Source organism: Pseudomonas sp. P5_152 (genome assembly GCF_033989915.1).
In the GTDB taxonomy this organism is placed as follows: domain Bacteria; phylum Pseudomonadota; class Gammaproteobacteria; order Pseudomonadales; family Pseudomonadaceae; genus Aquipseudomonas.
Genome location: NZ_JASFAH010000002.1, coordinates 1,110,705 through 1,133,974, shown reverse-complemented (window position 1 = coordinate 1,133,974; position 23,270 = coordinate 1,110,705). Strand labels below are relative to the sequence as shown.

The following is a 23,270-nucleotide window of genomic DNA, read 5'->3' as shown; positions in this document are numbered from 1 at the left end:
GTCTGCGCAAGGCACGAACGCTCCCTTCGCCTGGAGTTATAGGCAGATTAAAAGCGAGGCAAGCATGGACAAAGAGCACAGGGCCAGTATTGACGGGGATCAATGGGCGCAGTGTGTGCGGGATCATGGATGGTTGTGGAATGCCGCCGCCGCACCGGCTAGGGCAACGCTGATTCTTGCCCATGGGGCGGGTGCGCCGATGGACAGCGCATGGATGGCCGACATGGCTGGACGCCTTGCGGCCCGTGGGGTCAATGTGCTGCGTTTCGAGTTTCCCTACATGGCCCAGCGACGCCTGGACGGCGGTCGGCGGCCGCCCAATCCGGCGCCGAAGCTGCTCGAGTGCTGGCGAGAGGTGTATGCCCTGGTGCGACGTCATGTCGCTGGGCCCCTGGCCATTGGTGGCAAGTCCATGGGCGGGCGGATGGCCAGTTTGCTGGCGGATGAGTTGGGGGTGGATGCGTTGGTGTGCCTGGGGTATCCGTTTTACCCCGTGGGTAAGCCGCAGAAACCGCGAGTGGAGCATTTGGCCGGATTAAAGACCCGGGCCTTGATTATCCAGGGTGAGCGGGATGGGTTGGGTAATCGGGATACGGTGGAGGGTTATGACTTGGCGCCTTGCATCGAGTTGATGTGGCTGGTGGCAGCGGATCATGACTTGAAGCCGCTGAAGGCTTCTGGGGTTAGTCATGAGCAGCATTTGGCTGCTGCGGCTCAGAGAATTGCGGCATTTTTGTAGTGGTCGATTGAGTGTGATGGCTACAGGGGGTGGTGGGCATATCCGTTGCTGCGGTGATGGCTACTTAGGGTTCCGCCCTTACGGCGGGTCACTTGGAAAAGCGGAACGCCGCCCGGCCCCAAGTAACCAAGGGCTCTGTCCCCTGACGTACGGCCCCTCGCTACGGTGCCTGCCGATGGGGCAGGTAGATCAAGATCAAAAGCCAGAGCACGGCGACCTGCCGGTCGGCCTGAGTGGTAAGGGCGGGCGAGGCGGCCTACCGGCCTGCCTGCTTTTCTGGTCGGAGTATTTCTGTGGGAGCGGGCTTGCCCGCGATGGACGTCAACGATTACGCGAAAATCCAGGACGAGCGCGGTGTGCTCGAGACCATCGCGGGCAAGCCCGCTCCCACAAGCATCCGGGATAAACCTGGCAATCGGCAGGAGCAAATACGGACGCCGCAAAAGCTCGGCAAGCCTTGCTCCTACGGTCCTCGGGGTGCCGCATGCCATATGGACACAAAGGACTCTGTGGGAGCGAGCTTGCTCGCGATAGGGCCAGCACAGCCAGCATTCATGGCCCCTGACACACCGCCATCCGGGGCAAGCCCGTTCCCCCAGGGTCATGCGATCAATCGCAATCAGCGGTTGAAGCGCTCCACCAGTGAATACTGGGTATTTGCGGTCCGGGTCAGTTCTTCGCTGAGGAGGGCCGAGTTCTGCGCCTGTTCCGAGGTCTGGTCGGCCAGTTCGGAAATGTTGCTGATGTTGCGGCTGATCTCTTCGGCCACCGCGCTCTGCTCCTCGGTGGCGGCGGCGATTTGAGTGGTCATGTCGGTGATATTGGCCACCGCTTCGCTGATGCCCACTAGGGCCTGGTCTGCCTCAAGGACCCGCGCCACGCCTTCTTCGGCCTGGCGATGGCCGGCTTCCATGGTTTGCACGGCGGTGCTGGCGGTTTGCTGCAGCTTGGCGATCAGGCTGTGGATCTGCCCGGTCGACTCGCTGGTGCGTTGTGCCAGTTGGCGGACTTCGTCGGCCACCACCGCAAAACCCCGGCCCATTTCGCCGGCGCGGGCGGCTTCGATGGCGGCGTTGAGGGCCAGCAGGTTGGTCTGGTCGGCAATGCCTTTGATCACATCGACCACACCACCGATTTCGTCGCTGTCCTTGGCCAGTTGGGTCACCGTCAGGCCGGTTTCCCCGACTACTACCGACAGGCGCTGGATGGCGTCGCGGGTTTCCCCGGCGATATCGCGACCACGCCCGGTCAGGCGGTTGGCTTCCTGGGTCGCGTCTGCGGTGCGCTGGACGTGGCTGGCCACTTCCTGGGTGGTGGCGGCCATCTGGTTGACGGCGGTGGCCACCTGCTCGGTTTCCACGCGCTGACGTTCCAGGCCAGTGGAGCTGTTATGCGCCAGTTGGTCAGATTGACGTGCCTGCTCCGTCAGGTGCTCGGCGGTGTCCTGCAGGCGGGTCAGGCAGGTTTTCAAGCGGGCTTCCTGGCTGAGGATCGACATCTCCAGGCGCGCCTGGGCGCCACGGCTGTCGGTGTACATCTGGGCGATCAGCGGGTCGGAGGTGGTCTGCTCGGCGAGGCGCAACAGGCGCTTGAGACCGCGTTGTTGCCAGCTCAGCCCCAGCAGGCCCAGCGGCACCGAAAGGCCGGCAGCGAGGGCAAAGCCCCATTGCGAATTGAGGGTGGCGCCGATCATGAAGCTCAACTGGCTGACCAGGATGAATGGCAGCCAGTCCTGCAGCACGGGCAGCCATTTGTCACGCTGGGGAACGGCGGACTTGCCCTGGTTGATGCGCTGGTACAGGGTCTCGGCGCGGCGGATCTGCTCGGCGGTGGGCTTGACCCGAACTGACTCGTAGCCGATCACCTGGTTGCCGTCGAATACCGGGGTCACGTAGGCGTTGACCCAGTAATGGTCACCGTTCTGGCAGCGATTCTTGACAATGCCCATCCATGGCAGGCCTTGTTTTAATGTGCCCCACATATGCGCGAAGACCGCCGACGGGACGTCGGGGTGACGGACCAGATTGTGCGGCGCACGGATCAGTTCTTCACGGGAGAACCCACTGATCTCGACAAAAGCGTCGTTGCAGTAGTTGATCACGCCTTTGGCATCGGTGGTGGAAATCAACCGTTGCTGAGCCGGGAAGGTCCGTTCGCGTTGAGTGATGGGCTGGTTATTACGCATGGCTTTTTCAATCCGCAAGGCTTTGACAGGGTTTCGGCCAGCCCGCTGGATTATTGAAATTTTTTTTCAAGAAATCGGCGCTGCGTCGCAAAACGACTGGTGCGTCATTTGCCGTCAGATAAACCCTTGCGGGTTGAGGCAGGCGTTTTTGGCCCTGCCAATCATGTACTCGCGCGGCTGAAAAGGCAGCGCGAGTACCCACCGAAAAGCGCTCGGGGCTGCCCTTATGAGGCAATCAACTGGCGCAACACGTAGTGCAGGATCCCCCCGGCCTTGAAGTACTCCACTTCATTGAGGGTGTCGATCCGGCACAGCACTTCGACTTTCTCGCGGCTGCCGTCCTCGCGGGTGATGATCAGGGGCAGGTTCATCCGTGGCGTCAGTTCCACGCCGCTGAGCCCCTGGATGCTCAGGGTTTCCTTGCCGGTCAGGTTCAGGCTCTTGCGGTTCTGGTCGAGCTTGAACTGCAGCGGCAGGACGCCCATGCCCACCAGGTTGGAGCGGTGAATTCGTTCGAAGCTTTCGGCGATCACCGCCTTGACCCCCAGCAGGTTGGTGCCCTTGGCCGCCCAGTCGCGGCTGGAGCCGGTGCCGTATTCCTGCCCCGCGATCACCACCAGCGGCGTGCCGGCGGCCTGGTAGCGCATGGCCGCGTCATAGATCGCCATTTTCTCGCCAGTGGGGATATACAGGGTGTTGCCGCCTTCTTCGCCGCCGAGCATTTCATTGCGGATGCGAATGTTGGCGAAGGTTCCGCGCATCATTACTTCATGGTTGCCGCGCCGTGAGCCGTAGGAGTTGAAGTCCCGTGGCTCGACCCCTTGCTCGCGCAGGTAGCGGCCGGCCGGGCTGTCGGCCTTGATGTTGCCGGCGGGGGAGATGTGGTCGGTGGTCACCGAGTCGCCGAGCAGCGCCAGTACCCGGGCGTGGCTGATGTCCTCGACCACTGGCGGAGGGCCGTCGATGTGGTCGAAGAACGGTGGGTGCTGGATGTAGGTGGAGTCTGGCTGCCAGACGTAGGTAGCCGCTTGCGGCACCTCGATGGCTTGCCACTGCTCGTCGCCGGCGAACACTTCGGCGTACTCCTTGTGGAACATCGCGGTGTTGACCTGGTTGACCGCTTCGGCGATCTCTTGCGTGCTAGGCCAGATGTCGCGCAGGTACACCGGGTTACCGTCCTTGTCGTCGCCCAGTGACTCGCGGCTGATATCGATGCGCACCGTGCCGGCCAATGCATAGGCCACCACCAGCGGTGGCGAGGCGAGCCAGTTGGTTTTCACCAGGGGGTGGACCCGGCCTTCGAAGTTGCGGTTGCCCGACAGCACCGAAGCGACGGTGAGGTCGGAGCCCTGGATGGCTTTTTCGATCGGCTCCGGCAAGGGGCCGGAGTTGCCGATGCAGGTGGTGCAGCCGTAACCCACCAGGGCAAAGCCCAGTTGATCGAGGTATTGGGTCAGGCCGGCGGCCTTGTAGTAGTCGGTCACGACCTTGGAGCCGGGCGCCAGGGAGCTCTTGACCCAGGGTTTGCGCTGCAGGCCTTTTTCCACGGCTTTTTTTGCTACCAGCCCGGCGGCCATCATCACGCTGGGATTTGAGGTGTTGGTGCAGGAGGTGATGGCGGCTATCACTACCGCGCCGTTTTTCAGGCGATAGGTCTGACCCTCGTATTGGTAGTCCGCCTCGCCGACCAGGTCGGCATTGCCTACGGCCACACCGCCACCGCCTTCACTTTCCAGGCGGCCTTCTTCCTTACTGGTGGGTTTGACCTGCAGGCCGAGGAAATCGCTGAAGGCTTGGGCCACATTGGGCAACGAGACCCGGTCTTGCGGGCGTTTTGGTCCGGCGAGACTGGCTTCGACGCTGCCCATGTCCAGCGCCAGGCTGTCACTGAACAGCGGTTCCTGGCCGGGCAGGCGCCACAGGCCCTGGGCTTTGCTGTAGGCCTCCACCAGTTTGACCACCGCAGTCGGACGGCCGGACAGGCTCAGGTAGTCCAGCGTTACCTGGTCCACCGGGAAGAAGCCGCAGGTCGCGCCGTATTCCGGCGCCATGTTGGCGATGGTGGCTCGGTCGGCCAGGGGCAGTTCGGCCAGGCCGTCGCCGTAGAGCTCGACGAATTTGCCCACCACGCCTTTTTTGCGCAGCATCTGGGTCACGGTCAGCACCAGGTCGGTGGCGGTGATGCCCTCCTTGAGCTTGCCCGTGAGCTTGAAGCCAATCACCTCCGGAATCAGCATCGACACCGGTTGGCCGAGCATCGCCGCTTCGGCCTCGATCCCGCCGACACCCCAGCCCAGTACTCCGAGGCCGTTGATCATGGTGGTGTGGGAGTCGGTGCCCACCAGGGTGTCGGGGAAGGCATAGGTACGGCCGTCCTCGTCCTTGGTCCACACCGTGCGTGCGAGGTATTCGAGGTTCACCTGGTGACAGATGCCGGTGCCCGGCGGTACCACGCTGAAGTTGTCGAAGGCGCTCTGGCCCCAGCGCAAGAAGGCATAACGTTCGCCATTGCGCTGCATTTCGATGTCGACGTTCTCTTCGAATGCGCTGCTGCTGGCAAATTTGTCGACCATCACTGAGTGGTCGATCACCAGGTCCACCGGCGACAGCGGATTGATCCGCTGTGGGTCGCCGCCGGCCTTGGCCATGGCGGCACGCATGGCGGCCAGGTCGACCACCGCCGGCACTCCGGTAAAGTCTTGCATCAATACCCGCGCCGGGCGGTACTGGATTTCCCGGTCGCTGCGCCGCTCCTTGAGCCAGCCGGCGAGGGCCTTGAGATCGGCGCCGGTGACGGTTTTCCCATCCTCCCAGCGCAGCAGGTTTTCCAGCAGTACCTTGAGCGACATCGGCAGCTGGTCGAGGTTGCCCAGGGCTTTGGCAGCCGTCGGCAAGCTGAAGTAGTGATAGGTCTTGTCGTCGACTTGCAGGGTGCTAAGGGTTTTCAGGCTATCGAGGGACGGCATTGAAATGACTCCTTTGGGTCCGCACGGCTACGGACTGACGGGACGGACAGAGCATTAAACCTAGCTCTGTTTTAAGTAGCTGGCTAATTACTGGACTCTATGGGCGGGTCCAGGGTTCCGAAGTCAGTTATCATGCGCCGGTTTTCGTGACAGGCTTTGCTACAGGGCAAGTTTGCGCGCACTTGCCCAGGAGATTTAATGAACATCCTCTTTATGCATTGCCGGCCGGGCTTCGAAGGTGAAGTCTGCTCGGAGATCGCCGAACATGCCGCGCGTTTGAACGTGGCCGGCTACGCCAAGGCGAAAACCGCCAGCGCCTGCGCCGAGTTCGTCTGCACCGAGGAAGACGGCGCCGAGCGCTTGATGCGCGGCCAGCGTTTTGCCCAGTTGATCTTCCCGCGGCAATGGGCACGCGGGATCTTCATCGACCTGCCGGAAACCGATCGCATCAGTGTGATCCTCGCCCACCTGGCGCAGTTCCCGGTGTGCGGCAGCCTGTGGCTGGAAATGGTCGATACCAATGACGGCAAGGAGCTGTCGAACTTCTGCAAGAAATTCGAAGGCCATTTGCGCAAGGCCCTCATCGCGGCTGGCAAGTTGGTGGAAGACCCGCTCAAGCCACGTTTGCTGCTGACCTTCAAAAGTGGGCGCGAAGTGTTCATGGGGCTGGCTGAAGCCAACAACTCGGCGATGTGGCCGATGGGTATTCCGCGCCTGAAGTTTCCCCGCGAAGCGCCAAGCCGCTCGACCCTGAAACTGGAAGAGGCCTGGCACCACTTCATCCCGCGCGATCAGTGGGATGAGCGCTTGCACAGCGACATGACCGGTGTCGACCTGGGTGCCGCACCGGGTGGCTGGACCTGGCAACTGGTCAATCGGGGCATGCTGGTGACGGCCATCGACAACGGGCCGATGGCGCAAAGCCTGATGGATACCGGGCTGGTACAGCATTTGATGGCCGACGGCTTCACCTTCAAGCCCAAGCAGCCGGTGGACTGGATGGTCTGCGACATCGTCGAGAAACCGGCGCGTAACGCGGCGATGCTGGAAGAGTGGATCGGTGACGGGCATTGCCGCGAAGCGGTGGTCAACCTCAAGCTGCCGATGAAGCAGCGTTATGCCGAAGTGAAGCGCCTGCTCGAGCGCATCGCGGAAGGTTTCAAGGCCCGCGGGATCCGGGTCGACATCGGCTGCAAGCAGCTGTATCACGACCGCGAGGAAGTAACCTGCCATTTGCGTCGCCATGATGTGAAGAAAACCAGGTCCCGTTGAGTGGGGCCCGTCGCGAGCGTGGGCGCTGGCACAGTAATGGTGTTATGCCATAGCTGACGGGGGCCCCGGCTTTGCGCGACAATGCCGGCCTGTTTCAGGAGTCAGACATGAGTGAATTGATCCATACGCCGGTTGACGGCACCCTTGACGCCACCGGCCTGAACTGTCCGGAACCGGTGATGATGCTCCACCAACACATTCGCGACCTGGTCCCGGGCGGCCTGCTCAAGGTGATCGCCACGGACCCCTCGACCCGTCGCGACATTCCCAAGTTCTGCGTGTTTCTCGACCATGAGCTGGTCGGTCAACATGAGGATGGCGGCACCTACCTGTACTGGATTCGCAAGAAGTCCGGTTGATCGGCGTTTGGGGCAGCCACAAGTACGCGTTTGCGTTGACGTCCATCGCGAGCAAGCCGCAAGCGGGCACCCGCTCCTACACGGCCGGGGTGCGCTGGTGAATACGAATCCGCTTGCGGGCACTGCGCACCAGGCGGATCGACAGCATCAGCGCTGCGCAGCTCAGGCCGGCGATCAGTCCTTCCCATAACCCGCTCGGGCCGCTGGCGGGGCCGAACCAGTCGGTCAGTCCCAGTACGTAACCCACCGGCAGGCCGATGCCCCAATAGGCGAACAGGGTCAGGATCATCGTCACCCGGGTGTCCTGATAGCCTCGTAGCGCACCGGCGCAGATCACCTGGATCGCGTCGGAGAACTGGTACAGCGCGGCATACACGATCAGCATCGAGGCGATCTGGATCACGCTCTGGTCAGGGGTGTAGATCGAGGCGATGGGTTCGCGCAGCAGCAGGATCAGGCTCGCCGAGAATGCCGCGAACACCAGAGCTGCACCCAGCCCGACCTTCGCCGCGAAACGCGCCTGGTAGGGATTGCCGGCACCCAGTGCCTGGCCGACCCGAACCGTGACCGCCATGCCCAGCGAGTAGGGAATCATGAACAGCAGCGAGCTGATGTTCAGCGCGATCTGGTGCCCGGCCACCACGGTCGAGCCGAGGCTGCCGATCAGCAGGGCGATGACCGCGAAGATGCTCGATTCGGCGAATACCGCGATGCCGATCGGCAGGCCGATGCCGATCAGGCGCTTGATCACTGCCCACTGCGGCCAATCGATCCGCACCAGCACCCGGGTGCGGGCATAGAAGGGCGCCCAGCGGGTCCAGCCGGCCATGCTCAAGGCCATGAACCACATCACGATGCCACTGGCCCAGCCGCAGCCAACGCCGCCCATGGCCGGCAGGCCGAAGTGGCCGTAGATCAGCGCATAGTTGAGCGGGATGTTGAGCAGCAGGCCGCTCAGGCCGATGGCCATGCTCGGGCGGGTGCGACCCATGCCGTCGCTGTAGCAGCGCAGTACGTAGTAGAAGGCGATGCCCGGAAAACCGAAGGCGATGCCCTGCAGGTAGCCCATGCTCGGGTCGATCAGCAGCGGGTCGACTTTCATCCAGTGCAGGATCGGCTCGGCGCTGAGCAACAGGCCGCTGCCCAGCAATCCGACGACCAGCGCCAGCCACAGGGCCTGGCGGGTCAGTGGGCCGATCTGCTCGAATTGTCCGGCGCCAAAACGCTGGGCGACCTTGGGCGTGGTGGCCAGCAGGACGCCGGTCATCAACAGGTACACCGGAATCCAGATCGAGTTGCCCAGGGCCACTGCCGCCAGGTCCCGTGGGCTGACCCGGCCGGCCATCACTGCATCGACAAACCCCATGGCGGTAGTGGCCAGTTGCGCGACCATGATCGGCAGGGCCAGGCCGAGCAGGCCTTTGAGCTCCAGGCGAACCGGGGTTGTGCGGGGCGGGGCAGTAGCGGCGGTGCTGTCAGTCACGGAGTTCACAGGCGAAGCGTCCAAAGGGTTTTGATGCGCAAGGCGGCGCATTCTACGCCCTGACGCAGCAGTCAGGAAAACTCCAGTGTTGCGGATTTGTAATCGCCGCCTCTGGCGGGAGCTGAGCTACACTGCCGGTCCGCCAAAGGAGCCTGCCATGCTGATTGTTGCTGACGAAAATATTCCGCTGCTCGATGCCTTCTTCGAAGGTTTCGGCGAAATCCGCCGCGTGCCGGGCCGCTCCATTGATCGCGCCACTGTCGAGCAGGCCGATGTTCTGCTGGTGCGCTCGGTGACCAACGTCAGTCGCGATCTGCTGCAAGGCAGCAAGGTGCGGTTTGTCGGCACCTGCACCATTGGCACCGATCACCTGGACCTCGATTACTTTGCCGAGGCCAATATCGGTTGGTCCAGCGCCCCGGGCTGCAATGCCCGTGGGGTGGTCGACTATGTGCTGGGTAGCTTGCTGACCCTCGCCGAGATCGAAGGCGTAGCACTGGCCGAGCGCACCTATGGGGTGGTCGGGGCTGGCGAAGTGGGTGGGCGGCTGGTCAAGGTGCTGCAAGGCCTGGGCTGGAAGGTGCTGGTCTGCGACCCACCGCGCCAGGCAAGCGAGGGAGGCGATTACGCCAGCCTTGAGCAAGTCATCGCGCAATGCGACGTGATCAGCCTGCACACTCCTTTGACCTCGTCCGGCGAGCAATCGACCCGGCACCTGTTTGATCGCCAGCGCCTGGAGCAACTCAAGCCGGGTGCCTGGCTGATCAATGCCAGTCGCGGCCCGGTGGTGGACAACCAGGCACTGCGTGAAGTGCTGCTGGAGCGCGAAGACCTGCAAGCGGTACTGGACGTCTGGGAAGGCGAGCCGAGTGTCGATATCGCCCTCGCCGAACTGTGCGTGATTGCCACCCCGCATATCGCCGGCTACAGCCTCGATGGCAAACAGCGAGGCACTGCGCAGATCTATCAGGCGTTGTGCCAGTTCCTTGGCCAGCCTGCGACTGTGTCGCTGGACCAACTGCTACCTGCCCCCTGGCTGGCGCAGGTCAGCCTGAGCGCCAGCAGTGATCCGGCCTGGGCCTTGGCGATGCTCTGCCGTGGGGTGTACGACCCGCGTCGCGACGATGCGGATTTTCGTCGCAGCCTGGTGGTCAGCGGCGCTGAGCAGCGCACGGCATTTGACCTGTTGCGCAAGCACTACCCGCAGCGCCGTGAGATTGACGGGCTGCGCGTGCAGATCGAGGGTCAGGCGCCTGAGTTGCGACAGATCGTGGCAGCCTTGGGTGCGCAGGCGGTATAGCGTAATCGCGGCGATAAAAAACCCGGCCTAGGCGGGCCGGGTTCGAAGACATCAGGCTATATGTCACTTTTGTTCGGCAGGCTTGACCAATCGCTGTTCCAGCTCGCGGCATGCGCTCTGGATCATGTCTTCAGTGATCGGTACTTCGCGGCCTTGGGCGTCAATAATGGCGCACCCTAGAGACTGGTGCGGCTGCGTGCGGATCACTTGAATCTTGTCATCGCTGCTGTGTTGCAAGGACATGGCCTGTCTCCTCATCAGGTTGTGCGCTTACTCTAGATCCGCCAGGTGACCACGCTGTGACAGCTCTACACAGGCCGATCAGGCGGTATCTCCACTCCACCAGAAATACTCTTCAACTTCCAGCCGGACTTTAGACCGATAGCATCTAGGCTCTATTGTTACAGGTCATATTCAATCCGACTGATTACGATTTACCCAAGTTCCCTTGAATTGACCGGTGTACGCTGGCCCGCGTTAATTCTTTCAGTCGGCCCTTTTGGATGATCCTGATGCTGTCAGCCCGCCACCGTCGCGCGATTCGTTTGTCCCTGCGTTTTATTGCGCCCTATCGCTGGCAGGCGTTAGGTGCCTTGCTGGCGCTGATCGTCACTGCCGGCATTACCCTGTCCATGGGGCAGGGCATTCGGTTGTTGGTGGACCAGGGTTTCATGACCCAGTCGCCGCACCTGCTCAACCAGAGCATCGGCCTGTTCCTGCTGCTGGTGGTGGGTCTGGCGATCGGCACCTTCACCCGCTTTTACCTGGTGTCGTGGATTGGCGAGCGCTGCGTGGCGGACATCCGTCGGCAGGTGTTCAACCACCTGATCTACCTGCATCCCGGGTTTTACGAGGACAACCGCAGTTCCGAGATCCAGTCGCGCCTGACCGCCGACACCACCTTGCTGCAATCGGTGATCGGTTCGTCGCTGTCGCTGTTCTTGCGCAATGCCTTGATGGTGATCGGCGGCATCGTGCTGCTGTTCATCACCAACCCCAAGTTGACCAGCATTGTGGTGGTGGCGCTGCCGCTGGTGCTGGCACCGATCCTGATTTTCGGCCGGCGCGTACGCAGCCTGTCGCGCCTGAGCCAGGACCGGATAGCCGATGTCGGCAGCTATGTCGCTGAGACCCTGGGCCAGATCAAGACTGTCCAGGCCTACAACCATCAGGCCCAGGACGAGCAGCGTTTCGCGGCCACGGTGGAGCAGGCGTTCGACACCGCGCGCAAACGCATTCTGCAGCGTGCCTGGCTGATCACGTTGGTGATCATCCTGGTGCTCGGCGCAGTCGGGGTCATGCTCTGGGTGGGTGGCATGGACGTGATCGCCGGTCGCATCAGCGCTGGGGAACTGGCGGCGTTCGTGTTCTACAGCCTGATCGTCGGCGGTGCCTTTGGCACCCTGAGCGAGGTGATTGGCGAATTGCAGCGGGCTGCCGGTGCGGCCGAGCGGATTGCCGAGTTGCTGCGTTCGGAAAACATCATCCAGCCGCCACCCAGTGGCCAGGTGACCTTGCCCGAGCGAGTACGCGGCGAGTTGCAACTGCAGGAGGTGCGCTTTAGCTACCCGTCGCGCCCGCAAAGCTACGCTGTCGACGGTTTGAGTCTGCGGATCAACGCCGGCGAAACCCTGGCGCTGGTCGGGCCTTCGGGGGCGGGCAAGTCGACGGTGTATGACCTGCTGCTGCGCTTCTACGACCCGCTGCAGGGGCAGATCCTGCTGGATGGCGTCGACCTGACCCGGCTCGACCCGCAGGATCTGCGGCGCTGCTTCGCCCTGGTCTCACAAAACCCAGCGCTGTTTTTTGGCAGCATTGAAGAGAACATTCGTTATGGCAAACCCGAGGCAACCCTGGCACAGGTCCAGGAGGCCGCGCGGATTGCCTACGCCCACGACTTTATCGAGCAGATGCCCGCCGGCTACCAGACCCACCTGGGTGATGGCGGGTTGGGGCTTTCCGGTGGTCAGCGGCAACGCCTGGCCATCGCCCGCGCCTTGCTGGTGGACGCACCGATCCTGTTGCTGGACGAGGCCACCAGCGCCCTCGATGCGCAGAGCGAACACTTGATCCAGCAAGCCCTGCCCAGCCTGATGAAAAACCGCACCACGCTGGTCATCGCCCATCGCCTGGCCACGGTGAAAAACGCCGACCGGATCGCCGTGATGGACCAAGGCAAGCTGGTGGCGGTGGGCACCCATCAGCAACTGATCGGCAGCAACGCGTTGTACGCGCGGCTGGCAGCGTTGCAGTTCAGTGATGGGCATGAGGTGTCATGAATGAAGGCTGCTGAATGCATCCGCCTTCGGGCATTATGTCGGGCTCAAGGAAATACCTGGATCCGCCAATGAGCCGCTATCAACCCACGTTGACCCTGAACACCAGAATTCTGACGCTGATCGCTGAAATCAGCGAGCAGATCGGTCAGCTTTCGGCAGTGGACGAAGCTCGGCAAACCCCTCAACTGCGTCGCGGGAACCGGATCCGTACTATTCAGGCTTCGTTGGCCATCGAAAACAATTCCCTCAGCCTCGCGCAAGTGACGGCGGTGCTGGCGGGGCAGCGAGTGCTGGGGTTACCCAGGGAGATTCAGGAGGTGCGCAACGCGTTTGCGGCCTATGAGTCCATGCCGCAGTGGCGTGCCAGCAGTCGGACCGATCTGCTGTCGGCGCACCAGTTGTTGATGCAGGGCTTGATCGACGACTGTGGTCGGTTCCGCCGCGAGGGAGTCGGTATTTACCGAGGCGAGCAACTGGTTCATATGGCTCCACCACCAAGTCGTGTGGCAACCCTGATCGATGACTTGCTGGCCTGGCTGGATGCCAGCGATTGGCATCCGCTGATCCTCAGCTGTGTCTTTCACTACGAATTCGAATTCATTCATCCCTTCGCTGACGGCAATGGACGCATGGGGCGGCTGTGGCAGACCCTGATTCTCAGTCAGTGGCGGCCGGTGCTGGCCTATCTGCCGGTCGAGGCGGTCATTCGCGAGCAACAGGATGCTTATTACGCGGCCTTGTCCGCCGCCGATCGGATGGCCGAATCGACACCTTTTGTCGAGTTCATGTTGCAGTCTTTGAGCCTGGCCTTGGCCGAGGCCGTCCTGAACGACCCAGTAACCGACCCAGTAACCGATCCAGTAACCGACCCAGTCACCGACCAAGTGGCCAGGCTGTTGGGCGTGCTGGCGGGGGCAGGAGCGCTGAAGATCAGTGAACTGATGGCTGAGGTTGGATTGACGCATAAAGCGACATTCCGGGCTAACTACCTCAAGCCCGCATTGATGGCAGGTTTGATCGAGATGACTCAGCCGGACTCGCCCAACAACCCTGCTCAAAGGTATCGCCTGACTGAGCTTGGCGAGAGGGTCGCGGCACGCTCTGGTCCTGTTACGCGAGGTAGGTGAGGCACGTTTATCGAAGTACAAAAAAATGCCCGCATCCAATGATGCGGGCATTTTTTGTTTCAGCCGGGAAGGTTACTGATCGTCAAAATAGCGCTCATGCCAATCCACCAGCGGCTGGGGTGAGTTGAGCTTCTGCCCGTAGATCACCGAATAAGACAGCACGTTCTGCACATACTGGCGGGTTTCGTCGAACGGGATGCTTTCTACCCAGACGTCGAAGCTCAGGTGATCGGCGCCACGCAGCCATTGGCGCACGCGGCCGGGGCCGGCGTTGTAGGCGGCAGAAGCGAGTACCCGGTTGCCGTTGAACTGGCTGTGGACCTGGCTCAGGTACGCGGCGCCGAGCTGGATGTTGGTGTCCGGATTCAGCACTTGCTGGGGCGAGGCCAGGGGGATGTTGAACTTGCGCGCGGTTTCCTTGGCGGTACCGGGCATCAACTGCATCAGGCCGCTGGCGCCGACGCCGGAGCGGGCGTCATCCATGAAGGCGCTTTCCTGGCGGGTAATGGCGAACACCCAGCTGGAGTGCAGGCCACGCACCTTGGCTTCGCGGACCAGGGTGTTGCGGTGGGCCATCGGGAAACGGATGTCCAGGTCGTCCCAGTACTGCGCCTGGCTGATGGTGCGGATGGCCGGGAAGTACCATTTCAAGTCGTAGGCCAGCTTGGCCTGGGCGACCATTTCGTCGCGGTTGAAGTGGCGACTGACGTGGTACCACTCGCGGCGGCCGTCGACGATCTGCCCGCGGGCATGGAATTCCAGGGCGCGGCGCACGCCGGGGGTGTTGCGCACTTTATTGATCAAAGCCTGGCTCATCACCAGGGGCTTGTTGTTCAGCGAGTACGCAGACTGCGAGCGGTCGGCGGCGAGGAAGCCGTAGAAGTCCCGCTCACGGGCGAGGTTGCGGTACAGGGTCTGCGCTTCCGGGTTCTGCGGTTGTGCCAGTTCCAGGCTGCGGGCCTGCCAGTAGCGCCAGCGATTGGTGGTGGCCAGGTCTTGCGGCAGGCGCCGGGTCAGCTGATAGGCGTCGTCCCAGCGGGCCAGGCGCAACAGCAGGCGCAGGCGCCATTCGGACACGGTGTTGTCGCGCAGTTCTGGGTCGTATTTGGTCATCACGTCCAGGGCGCGGCTGTCGAAGCGGCGGGCCAGGGTCAGGCCGATCTCGCGGGCAATCGCGACTTTTTCATCGCGGGAAAAATGCATGCTGGCGGCATAACCATCGAGCAGGGCCATGGCCTTTTCCGGGTCCTGGCGGGCCAGGCGACGCAGGCCCAGGCTGACCACATCGGCCATGGGCTCATCCGCCGGGGTGAAGCGCGATGGCTGGTTCAGCAGTTCGGGTTTCTGCGCCACGTCCACCAGTAGGCGGCCGCGGGGTGCCAAGGTGGTCATGCTGCTGACCAGGCTGTTGGCCAGCGCGTAGTTACGCGCCTGGGCGGCCAGCTTGGCGCGTTCCCAGCGTTTCTGTTCGGTGAGTTGGCCTTGGGCCGCCCACATGCCGAACAGGGCGTCGCATGCGGCCGGCTGGGATTTGCCGGTCAACCAGAGTTTTTCGGTGTTGGCGTAGCCTTCAGCCTTGAGGTTGTGGCTGATCTGGTACTGCGCGTTGAGACAGTCCAGCTCGGTGAAGTTGAGCTTGGGGTCGTAGTATTTCTGGAAGGTCGCCCAGTCCCCGCGATCGGCCAGCCAGCGCAACCAGCGCAGCTTCATCCAGTTGGCCTGGGGCAGGTCGCCGTGTTCGGCGAGGAATTTCTCGATTTCGGCGTTGCTCGCGCTTTTCAGGCGGGCGGTCAGCTCGTCATACGCCAGGTAGGGCTCCAGCGGGTAGTCGGCGAGGGCCTGGCTGTAGCGAAAGTACGGGCCAGTGTCACCCTTGGCCAGGGCGCGCTTGGCTTCATCGTAATACTGGCGTTGGGTGGACAGGTCCACTGCCTGGGCGGATTGAACGGCTGTGGCAGAAAGAAGCAGACAGGATAAAAAGCTGAAGAGGCGACTGCGCATGAGACATCCGGGCAGAGAAATCATGACAAGTGCCAGCAGGTGCCAGCACTGATTATCTGTAGCTTAGCCTTTTGCCAGCAACGGGTGAAAGCTTTGCCGGCCCGCCGGCACAAGTTCGCAACAATTAATGTGCAGAGTGCTCCTTCAGTGAAAATGCCAGCCTTCTGACGCCTCAAGTCAGGTAGAATGCGCGCCCAGTTTTTGGAGAAGCTCATGACCCTGCTCAAATTCAGCGATGTGTCCCTTGCTTTCGGCTCTATGCCGTTGTTGGACAAGGTGTCCTGGCAGATCGCCCGTGGTGAGCGGGTGTGCATCATCGGCCGCAACGGCACAGGCAAGTCCAGCATGATGAAGCTGGTCAAGGGCGATCAGAAGCCCGATGACGGCTCCGTCTGGCGCGCACCTGGCCTCAAGATCGGCGAATTGCCGCAAGAATTGCCGGTGGCCGACGAGCGGACCGTGTTCGACGTGGTCGCCGAAGGTCTGGACGGTGTTGGCGAACTGCTCGCGCAGTACCATCACCTGAGCCAGAACATCGTTACCGATGCCGACCTGGACAAGCTGATGCACGTCCAGCACGACCTCGAAGCCCGTGACGGCTGGCGCTTGCAGCAATTGGTCGACAGCACCCTGAGCCGTCTGCAATTGCCTGCCGACAAGACCCTCGCCGAATTGTCCGGCGGCTGGCGTCGTCGCGTCCTGCTGGCGCAGGCCCTGGTTTCCGAGCCGGACCTGCTGCTGCTCGACGAACCAACCAACCACCTGGACATCGGTGCGATTGCCTGGCTTGAAGAAGCCCTGAAGGATTTCCAGGGCGCCGTGCTGTTCATCACGCACGACCGTTCATTCCTGCAGAACCTTGCCACCCGCATCCTCGAACTGGATCGCGGCGGGCTGATCGACTGGAACGGCGACTACGCCAGCTTCCTGGTGCACAAGGAAGCCACGCTGGCGGCCGAAGAGACCGCCAACGCGCTGTTCGACAAAAAACTGGCCCAGGAAGAAGTCTGGATCCGCCAGGGCATCAAGGCCCGTCGCACCCGTAACGAAGGCCGCGTGCGTGCCCTCAAGGCCCTGCGTGTTGAGCGCAGCGAGCGTCGTGAGCGTACCGGCAAGGCGAACATCCAGCTGGACACCGCTGACAAATCCGGCAAGCAGGTGATGGTCCTCGAGAACGTGAGTTTTGCTCACCCGGGTGGCCCGTTCCTGATCAAGGATTTCTCGATGGTCCTGACGCGCGGCGACCGTATCGGCCTGCTCGGCGCCAACGGTACCGGCAAGACCACCTTGCTCAAGCTGATGCTCAACGGTCTGCAACCGACCAGCGGCAAAGTGGAAGAGGGTACGCGCATCGACGTGGCTTACTTCGACCAGTTGCGCCACCAGTTGGACCTGGAAAAGACGGTGATCGACAACGTCGCCGAAGGTCGCGATTTCATCGATATCGACGGTCAGAGCCGCCACGTGCTGAGCTACCTCGGCGACTTCCTGTTCAGCCCGCAGCGTGCCCGCACGCCGGTCAAGGCGCTGTCCGGGGGCGAGCGTGCCCGTCTGTTGCTGGCCAAGTTGTTCAGCAAGCCAGCCAACCTGCTGGTGCTCGACGAACCGACCAACGACCTGGACGTGGAAACCCTCGAACTGCTGGAAGAGGTCCTGCTGACCTTCAACGGCACCGTGCTGATGGTCAGTCACGACCGGGCATTCCTCGACAACGTGGTGACCAGCACTCTGGTCTTCGAAGGCGAAGGCAAGGTGCGTGAATATGTTGGCGGATACCAGGACTGGCTGCGCCAGGGTGGCTCGCCACGTCTGCTGGGCGTGACCGAGAGCAAATCCGGCAAGGCTGACCTGAACTCGGCCGTGGTCGCTGCGGCGCCTGCGCCAGCGGCAGCGGTGGAAGCTCCAGCGGCCAAGAAGAAGCTCAGCTACAAGTTGCAGCGTGAGCTCGAAGCCCTGCCGGGGCAGATCGAAGCCATGGAACAGCAGATTGCGGCAGTTGAAGCGCAAATGGCCGACGCCAGTTTCTATCAGCGTCCCGCTGCCGAGACAGCGGCCGTGATTGCCCAGCTGGAGCAGTTGCAGGCTGAGCTGGAAGTCATGGTCGAGCGTTGGGCCGAGCTGGATGCCTGAGTGATCCTGCGATAAAAAAGCCCGGCGCTCAGTGATGAGTGCCGGGCTTTTTGTATGCAGCAGGATCGAAACGATCCTCTGTAGGGGCGGGCGCCCGCTTGCGGCTTGCTCGCGAAGGACGTAAGGACGCCGCGCTGAATCAGGCTTGACGCGTCATCGTTGACGACCATCGCGAGCAAGCTCGCTCCTACAGGGGGCGTGTCAGCTTTTGACCAGGCGTACCGCCAGCACATCGCACGGCGCGCCGTGCAGTACGTCGTTGGCGGTGGAACCCAGTAGCAATGCCAGGCCGTGGCGACCATGGCTGCCAACCACGATCAGGTCGCACGCCTGTTCCTTGGCGAAATGGTGGATTTCCTGGCGCGGCTGGCCGTAGGTCAGGTGGCTGCAGTCCTTGGTCAGTTCCGGATACTTGAGGATCAGGCGCTCGAGGCGTTCCTTGGCCTGGTCGAACTGTTGTTGTTGCAGTTGCGACAGGTCCATCGGCACGTCACCACCAAAGGCCATGGCCATTGGTTCGACGATGTGCACCAGGGACAGTTTGGCGCTGTTGCCCACTGCCAGCTCGCGAGCGCGGTGAATCACCGGATCGCACTCTTCGGTTAGATCGACGGCGACCAGAATATGGTGGTAGGGCATGGGGTGCACCTCCTGAGGATTGCGATAAGGGTAAGTATGGCTGGTTTCAAGCGTATTGGTTTCGACAGAGATCAATGCGCCCATCAAGAATCGGGAGTACAGATATGACGGTCTGGATAGTGGTGTCAATCCTTGCGGTAATGCTCAGCCCCCTGGCATGGCTCGCGCCGTCGCGTCGCCAGGGCGGCAGGATGGCTTTGCGCATGGAGGCGCGACGCATCGGCCTGGCCATGCAACTGGCGCCGCAGGAGTGGCCGCACTGGCTGCAACCGGAGCCCCCTAGCCCGTGCGCGCAGTACCATCGGCCGCGCCGGGGCACTCGGCCGGCGTGCTGGAGCTACTGGCAGAAAACTCCTGGGCAGTGGGTCAATCAGTGGCAGGAGCCCTGCGAGGATCCGGCCTTGCTGATTCATTTCGAAAAGTTGCCAGGCAACGTGTACAAGGTCGAGGCGGACAAGCAGATGATCACCTTGTATTGGGGTGAGAAGGGCGAATCCCAGGTACTGCAGCAGATCGATGCCACCCTCAAGGCGCTTGCTTGAGCGCAGGGCGTTTAATGATCGGCAATAAAAAGCCCGACAATCAGCATCGGGCTGGAGTTGGCCAGGCAGGCCGGAAATTTTCTGTCGTACTGATCCTGCGCTCGGTTTCCCTCCCGGCGCGCTGATTTTTCCTCTATCGCCCCTGCCAGCGTAGCTGCTAAAGCAACGCCTGCCGCAGATTAGGGCGACGATTCTAAATATTGATTCTATGAATGACAGTACATGCAGCCGCGTGTTGCTGGTCTTCGTGGTACGGAAATGACCGCAAAGTCGCGTTTAAACCAACGTTTTGGGCGATTGACAATTGTCGGAAATTCCGTGAAGGTGGCGTACCCAAATCAAACGGGCGTATGAATTGAGCGTTTGTATGTCAGAACGCTCCTACAGAATCCCGACTATCGCGTTGGCGGGTGTGCCTGGTGGAATGGCGTTAGCATCGACAGTAGCGTCCATGCCCAGCCAGGACATCAGCGTCCGACGTGTACTGTTCAGCTTCCATATCGTGGAGATCAGTTGATGATTTACGAAGGTAAAGCCATCACGGTTAAGGCTCTTGAAAGTGGCATCGTCGAACTGAAGTTCGACCTCAAGGGTGAGTCCGTCAACAAGTTCAACCGTCTAACCCTGAACGAACTGCGTCAGGCCGTGGACGCCATCAAGGCAGATGCGTCGGTCAAGGGCGTGATCGTCAGCAGCGGTAAAGACGTGTTCATCGTCGGCGCCGACATCACTGAGTTCGTCGACAACTTCAAGCTGCCGGATGCCGAGCTGGTTGCTGGCAACCTCGAAGCCAACAAGATTTTCAGCGATTTCGAAGACCTCAACGTGCCAACCGTCGCCGCGATCAATGGCATCGCGCTGGGTGGCGGCCTGGAAATGTGCCTGGCGGCGGATTACCGCGTCATGTCCACCAAGGCCAAGATCGGTCTGCCGGAAGTCAAGCTGGGCATCTACCCGGGCTTCGGCGGTACCGTGCGTCTGCCGCGCATCATCGGTGCCGACAACGCCATCGAGTGGATTGCCGCCGGCAAGGAAAACCGTCCTGAAGACGCACTGAAAGTCGGTGCGGTGGATGCGGTGGTTGAAGCCGACAAACTGCAGGAAGCTGCGCTGGAACTGATCAAGCGCGCCATTTCCGGCGAGTTCGACTACAAGGCCAAGCGTCAGCCGAAGCTGGAAAAGCTCAAGCTCAACGCCATTGAGCAAATGATGGCGTTCGAAACCGCCAAGGGTTTTGTCGCCGGTCAAGCGGGCCCGAACTACCCGGCGCCGGTTGAAGCGATCAAGACCATCCAGAAGGCCGCGAACTTCGGTCGCGACAAGGCCCTGGAAATCGAAGCTGCCGGTTTCGTCAAACTGGCCAAGACCTCTGCTGCGCAGAGCTTGATCGGTCTGTTCCTGAACGATCAGGAGCTGAAGAAAAAGGCCAAGGCCTACGACGAAATCGCCAAGGACGTGAAGCAGGCTGCCGTATTGGGCGCCGGTATCATGGGCGGCGGTATCGCGTATCAGTCGGCGTCCAAAGGCACGCCGATCCTGATGAAAGACATCAATGAGCACGGTATCGAGCAGGGCCTGGCAGAAGCCGCCAAGCTGCTGGTGGGCCGCGTTGATAAAGGTCGCATGACCGCCGCGAAAATGGCTGAAGTGCTCAACGGCATTCGTCCTACCTTGTCCTACGGCGACTTCGGTCACGTCGACCTGGTGGTTGAAGCCGTGGTCGAGAACCCGAAGGTCAAGCAAGCCGTGCTGGCTGAAGTCGAAGATCAGGTCAAAGAGGACACCATCCTCGCGTCCAACACCTCGACCATTTCCATCAGCCTGCTGGCCAAGGCCCTCAAGCGTCCGGAAAACTTCGTCGGCATGCACTTCTTCAACCCGGTGCACATGATGCCGCTGGTGGAAGTGATTCGTGGCGAGAAGTCCAGCGAGCTGGCGGTGGCCACCACCGTTGCCTACGCCAAGAAAATGGGCAAGAACCCGATCGTGGTCAACGACTGCCCGGGCTTCTTGGTCAACCGCGTGCTGTTCCCGTACTTCGGCGGCTTCGCCAAGCTGGTCAGCGCCGGTGTGGACTTCGTGCGCATCGACAAGATCATGGAAAAATTCGGCTGGCCGATGGGCCCGGCGTACCTGATGGACGTGGTCGGCATCGACACCGGTCACCACGGTCGTGACGTGATGGCTGAAGGCTTCCCGGACCGCATGAAAGACGACCGTCGTTCGGCCGTTGACGTGCTCTACGAAGCCAAGCGCCTGGGCCAGAAGAACGGCAAGGGCTTCTACGCCTACGAGACCGACAAGCGTGGCAAGCAGAAGAAAGTGGCCGACCCGTCGGTACTGGAAGTGCTCAAGCCAATCGTTTACGAGCAGCGCGAAGTCACTGACGAAGACATCATCAACTGGATGATGATCCCGCTGTGCCTGGAAACCGTGCGTTGCCTGGAAGACGGCATTGTCGAGACTGCTGCCGAAGCCGACATGGGTCTGGTCTACGGTATTGGTTTCCCTCCATTCCGTGGCGGCGCACTGCGCTACATCGATTCGCTCGGTGTTGCCGAGTTCGTTGCCCTGGCTGACCAGTACGCTGATTTGGGCGCGCTGTACCACCCGACCGCAAAACTGCGTGAGATGGCCAAGACTGGCCAGCGGTTCTTCGGTTAAGCGTCCAACTTTTGAGCGAGAGTGAAATTTTATGAGCTTGAATCCTAGAGACGTCGTGATTGTCGACTTCGGTCGTACTCCGATGGGCCGCTCCAAGGGCGGCATGCACCGCAACACCCGCGCTGAAGACATGTCGGCGCACCTGATCAGCAAACTGCTGGAACGCAACGTCAAGGTCGATCCGAGCGAAGTCGAGGACGTGATCTGGGGCTGCGTCAACCAGACCCTGGAGCAGGGCTGGAACATCGCCCGCATGGCGTCCCTGATGACGCAGATCCCGCACACCGCTGCCGGCCAGACCGTCAGCCGCCTGTGTGGCTCGTCGATGAGTGCGCTGCACACTGCCGCGCAAGCAATCATGACCGGCAACGGTGACGTATTTGTCGTCGGCGGCGTCGAGCATATGGGTCACGTGAGCATGATGCACGGTGTCGATCCGAACCCGCACATGTCGCTGTACGCGGCGAAAGCCTCGGGCATGATGGGCCTGACCGCGGAAATGCTCGGCAAGATGCACGGCATTACCCGTGAGCAGCAGGATGCCTTCGGCGTGCGCTCCCACCAACTCGCCCACAAGGCGACCGTGGAAGGCAAGTTCAAGGACGAAATCATCCCGATGCAGGGCTACGACGAGAACGGTTTCCTGAAACTGTTCGACTACGACGAAACCATTCGTCCGGAAACCACCCTGGAAAGCCTGGCGGCTCTGAAGCCAGCGTTCAATCCAAAGGGCGGCACCGTGACCGCCGGTACTTCGTCGCAGATCACCGATGGTGCTTCGTGCATGATCGTGATGTCGGCGCAGCGTGCCCAGGACCTGGGTATCCAGCCAATGGCGGTGATCCGTTCGATGGCAGTGGCGGGTGTGGATCCGGCGATCATGGGCTATGGTCCAGTACCGGCGACACAAAAAGCACTGAAGCGCGCGGGTCTGAGCATCTCCGACATCGACTTCTTCGAACTCAACGAAGCTTTCGCTGCACAGGCCCTGCCGGTGCTGAAAGATTTGAAAGTGCTCGACAAGATGAACGAGAAGGTTAACCTGCACGGCGGCGCGATCGCCCTGGGTCACCCATTCGGTTGTTCCGGTGCGCGTATCTCCGGCACCCTGCTCAATGTCATGAAGCAGAATGGCGGCACCTTCGGTGTATCGACCATGTGCATTGGCCTCGGCCAGGGCATTGCCACCGTCTTCGAACGCGTTTAAGCGTTGCGTTGACGGAAGCCGGGGCCAAGTGCCCCGGTTTTTGTTTTTCTGAAGATTTTTTTGTTTTTTATTTCGACGTATTTGAACGAGGCCCAGAGCATGCCGATCCAACCCGGGCTCTACCAGCATTACAAAGGTCCGCAGTACCGTGTTTTCAACGTTGCACGGCACTCCGAAACCGAAGAAGAAGTGGTCTTCTACCAAGCCCTGTATGGCGATTACGGCTTTTGGGTGCGCCCTTTGAGCATGTTCCTGGAGTCGGTCGAAGTTGACGGCGAGCAGGTCCCGCGCTTTGCTTTGGTGCAGGCCGAACCCAGCCTTTTTTCCCGGCCATAAGCGCAAGTCGCGCAGAACCCTGCGCTTGACCTCACCTTGTT

Annotated in this window: 18 protein-coding genes; 12 read left to right on the top strand and 6 right to left on the bottom strand. The window is 61.5% G+C overall.

The genetic code is table 11. From position 1 onward, the window contains the following. Positions 1–64: 64 nt before the first annotated feature. Positions 65–739, top strand: coding sequence for an alpha/beta family hydrolase (locus QMK50_RS04915; RefSeq protein WP_320332668.1), 675 nt, complete (start codon positions 65–67; stop codon positions 737–739). 619 nt (positions 740–1,358) lie between these two features. Here the strand turns inward: QMK50_RS04915 and QMK50_RS04910 are convergent. Then, complete coding sequence (locus QMK50_RS04910; protein WP_159997057.1) at positions 1,359–2,924, bottom strand: methyl-accepting chemotaxis protein; 1,566 nt, start codon at positions 2,922–2,924, stop codon at positions 1,359–1,361. Between QMK50_RS04910 and QMK50_RS04905 the strand changes: the two genes are divergently transcribed. Next, positions 2,923–3,105, top strand: a complete 183-nt coding sequence (locus tag QMK50_RS04905) for a hypothetical protein (protein ID WP_320332667.1) — start codon at positions 2,923–2,925, stop codon at positions 3,103–3,105. The two genes, QMK50_RS04910 and QMK50_RS04905, sit on opposite strands and share 2 nt — an antisense overlap. Before the next feature lie 43 nt (positions 3,106–3,148). Here QMK50_RS04905 and acnA read toward each other — a convergent pair whose 3' ends face one another. Beyond that, positions 3,149–5,890 (bottom strand): aconitate hydratase AcnA, encoded by a 2,742-nt coding sequence (gene acnA, locus QMK50_RS04900; protein WP_320332666.1) that lies wholly within the window; start codon positions 5,888–5,890, stop codon positions 3,149–3,151. Positions 5,891–6,088: 198 nt separating this feature from the next. Between acnA and rlmM the strand changes: the two genes are divergently transcribed. After that, positions 6,089–7,162: a 23S rRNA (cytidine(2498)-2'-O)-methyltransferase RlmM gene (rlmM, locus tag QMK50_RS04895; RefSeq protein ID WP_320332665.1), complete on the top strand. Its 1,074-nt coding sequence runs from the start codon at positions 6,089–6,091 to the stop codon at positions 7,160–7,162. Positions 7,163–7,278: 116 nt separating this feature from the next. Next, positions 7,279–7,521, top strand: coding sequence for a sulfurtransferase TusA (gene tusA / locus QMK50_RS04890; RefSeq protein WP_174244624.1), 243 nt, complete (start codon positions 7,279–7,281; stop codon positions 7,519–7,521). A 76-nt stretch (positions 7,522–7,597) separates the two neighbouring features. On the opposite strand, the gene QMK50_RS04885 is transcribed toward tusA, so the two are convergent. After that, the gene (locus QMK50_RS04885; RefSeq protein ID WP_159997051.1) at positions 7,598–9,013 is read right to left on the bottom strand and encodes an MATE family efflux transporter; all 1,416 of its coding nucleotides are present in this window, start codon (positions 9,011–9,013) and stop codon (positions 7,598–7,600) included. A 148-nt stretch (positions 9,014–9,161) separates the two neighbouring features. Between QMK50_RS04885 and pdxB the strand changes: the two genes are divergently transcribed. Next, a complete protein-coding gene (gene pdxB / locus QMK50_RS04880; protein WP_320332664.1) occupies positions 9,162–10,304 on the top strand; it encodes a 4-phosphoerythronate dehydrogenase PdxB in 1,143 nt (380 codons plus the stop codon). Between the two features lie 63 nt (positions 10,305–10,367). Here pdxB and QMK50_RS04875 read toward each other — a convergent pair whose 3' ends face one another. Further along, positions 10,368–10,547, bottom strand: coding sequence for a PA1571 family protein (locus tag QMK50_RS04875; RefSeq protein WP_095165344.1), 180 nt, complete (start codon positions 10,545–10,547; stop codon positions 10,368–10,370). Between the two features lie 260 nt (positions 10,548–10,807). Between QMK50_RS04875 and QMK50_RS04870 the strand changes: the two genes are divergently transcribed. Further along, entirely contained in the window at positions 10,808–12,583 is a 1,776-nt protein-coding gene (locus tag QMK50_RS04870; protein ID WP_320332663.1) for an ABC transporter transmembrane domain-containing protein, read from the top strand. A 68-nt stretch (positions 12,584–12,651) separates the two neighbouring features. Then, positions 12,652–13,710, top strand: a complete 1,059-nt coding sequence (locus tag QMK50_RS04865) for a Fic family protein (RefSeq protein ID WP_320332662.1) — start codon at positions 12,652–12,654, stop codon at positions 13,708–13,710. A gap of 72 nt (positions 13,711–13,782) precedes the next feature. Here the strand turns inward: QMK50_RS04865 and QMK50_RS04860 are convergent, their stop codons facing one another. Next, the gene (locus QMK50_RS04860) at positions 13,783–15,711 is read right to left on the bottom strand and encodes a transglycosylase SLT domain-containing protein (RefSeq protein WP_095165339.1); all 1,929 of its coding nucleotides are present in this window, start codon (positions 15,709–15,711) and stop codon (positions 13,783–13,785) included. A gap of 213 nt (positions 15,712–15,924) precedes the next feature. Here QMK50_RS04860 and QMK50_RS04855 point away from each other — a divergent pair, with 213 nt between their 5' ends. Then, a complete protein-coding gene (locus tag QMK50_RS04855; protein ID WP_095165638.1) occupies positions 15,925–17,841 on the top strand; it encodes an ATP-binding cassette domain-containing protein in 1,917 nt (638 codons plus the stop codon). Positions 17,842–18,042: 201 nt separating this feature from the next. Here QMK50_RS04855 and QMK50_RS04850 read toward each other — a convergent pair whose 3' ends face one another. Next, a complete protein-coding gene (locus QMK50_RS04850) occupies positions 18,043–18,480 on the bottom strand; it encodes a universal stress protein (RefSeq protein WP_095165337.1) in 438 nt (145 codons plus the stop codon). 104 nt (positions 18,481–18,584) lie between these two features. Here QMK50_RS04850 and QMK50_RS04845 point away from each other — a divergent pair, with 104 nt between their 5' ends. From QMK50_RS04845 to QMK50_RS04830, 4 genes are all read left to right on the top strand, one after another. After that, entirely contained in the window at positions 18,585–19,022 is a 438-nt protein-coding gene (locus QMK50_RS04845) for a hypothetical protein (protein ID WP_095165335.1), read from the top strand. Positions 19,023–19,538: 516 nt separating this feature from the next. Then, positions 19,539–21,686: a fatty acid oxidation complex subunit alpha FadB gene (gene fadB / locus QMK50_RS04840; protein WP_095165333.1), complete on the top strand. Its 2,148-nt coding sequence runs from the start codon at positions 19,539–19,541 to the stop codon at positions 21,684–21,686. A 31-nt stretch (positions 21,687–21,717) separates the two neighbouring features. Continuing rightward, entirely contained in the window at positions 21,718–22,893 is a 1,176-nt protein-coding gene (fadA, locus tag QMK50_RS04835; protein WP_095165331.1) for an acetyl-CoA C-acyltransferase FadA, read from the top strand. A gap of 99 nt (positions 22,894–22,992) precedes the next feature. Then, the gene (locus QMK50_RS04830) at positions 22,993–23,229 is read left to right on the top strand and encodes a DUF1653 domain-containing protein (RefSeq protein WP_095165329.1); all 237 of its coding nucleotides are present in this window, start codon (positions 22,993–22,995) and stop codon (positions 23,227–23,229) included. Positions 23,230–23,270: the final 41 nt, after the last annotated feature.

Bases quoted from the DNA above. Each gene is read 5' to 3' on its own strand.
- QMK50_RS04910 (WP_159997057.1), bottom strand. From the start codon at position 2,924: ATGCGTAATAACCAGCCCATCACTCAACGCGAACGGACCTTCCCGGCT.
- QMK50_RS04870 (WP_320332663.1), top strand. From the start codon at position 10,808: ATGATCCTGATGCTGTCAGCCCGCCACCGTCGCGCGATTCGTTTGTCC.
- QMK50_RS04915 (WP_320332668.1), top strand. From the start codon at position 65: ATGGACAAAGAGCACAGGGCCAGTATTGACGGGGATCAATGGGCGCAG.
- fadB (WP_095165333.1), top strand. From the start codon at position 19,539: ATGATTTACGAAGGTAAAGCCATCACGGTTAAGGCTCTTGAAAGTGGC.
- QMK50_RS04850 (WP_095165337.1), bottom strand. From the start codon at position 18,480: ATGCCCTACCACCATATTCTGGTCGCCGTCGATCTAACCGAAGAGTGC.
- QMK50_RS04865 (WP_320332662.1), top strand. From the start codon at position 12,652: ATGAGCCGCTATCAACCCACGTTGACCCTGAACACCAGAATTCTGACG.
- QMK50_RS04845 (WP_095165335.1), top strand. From the start codon at position 18,585: ATGACGGTCTGGATAGTGGTGTCAATCCTTGCGGTAATGCTCAGCCCC.
- QMK50_RS04875 (WP_095165344.1), bottom strand. From the start codon at position 10,547: ATGTCCTTGCAACACAGCAGCGATGACAAGATTCAAGTGATCCGCACG.
- pdxB (WP_320332664.1), top strand. From the start codon at position 9,162: ATGCTGATTGTTGCTGACGAAAATATTCCGCTGCTCGATGCCTTCTTC.
- QMK50_RS04855 (WP_095165638.1), top strand. From the start codon at position 15,925: ATGACCCTGCTCAAATTCAGCGATGTGTCCCTTGCTTTCGGCTCTATG.
- acnA (WP_320332666.1), bottom strand. From the start codon at position 5,890: ATGCCGTCCCTCGATAGCCTGAAAACCCTTAGCACCCTGCAAGTCGAC.
- rlmM (WP_320332665.1), top strand. From the start codon at position 6,089: ATGAACATCCTCTTTATGCATTGCCGGCCGGGCTTCGAAGGTGAAGTC.
- QMK50_RS04905 (WP_320332667.1), top strand. From the start codon at position 2,923: ATGGCTTTTTCAATCCGCAAGGCTTTGACAGGGTTTCGGCCAGCCCGC.
- fadA (WP_095165331.1), top strand. From the start codon at position 21,718: ATGAGCTTGAATCCTAGAGACGTCGTGATTGTCGACTTCGGTCGTACT.
- QMK50_RS04860 (WP_095165339.1), bottom strand. From the start codon at position 15,711: ATGCGCAGTCGCCTCTTCAGCTTTTTATCCTGTCTGCTTCTTTCTGCC.
- QMK50_RS04830 (WP_095165329.1), top strand. From the start codon at position 22,993: ATGCCGATCCAACCCGGGCTCTACCAGCATTACAAAGGTCCGCAGTAC.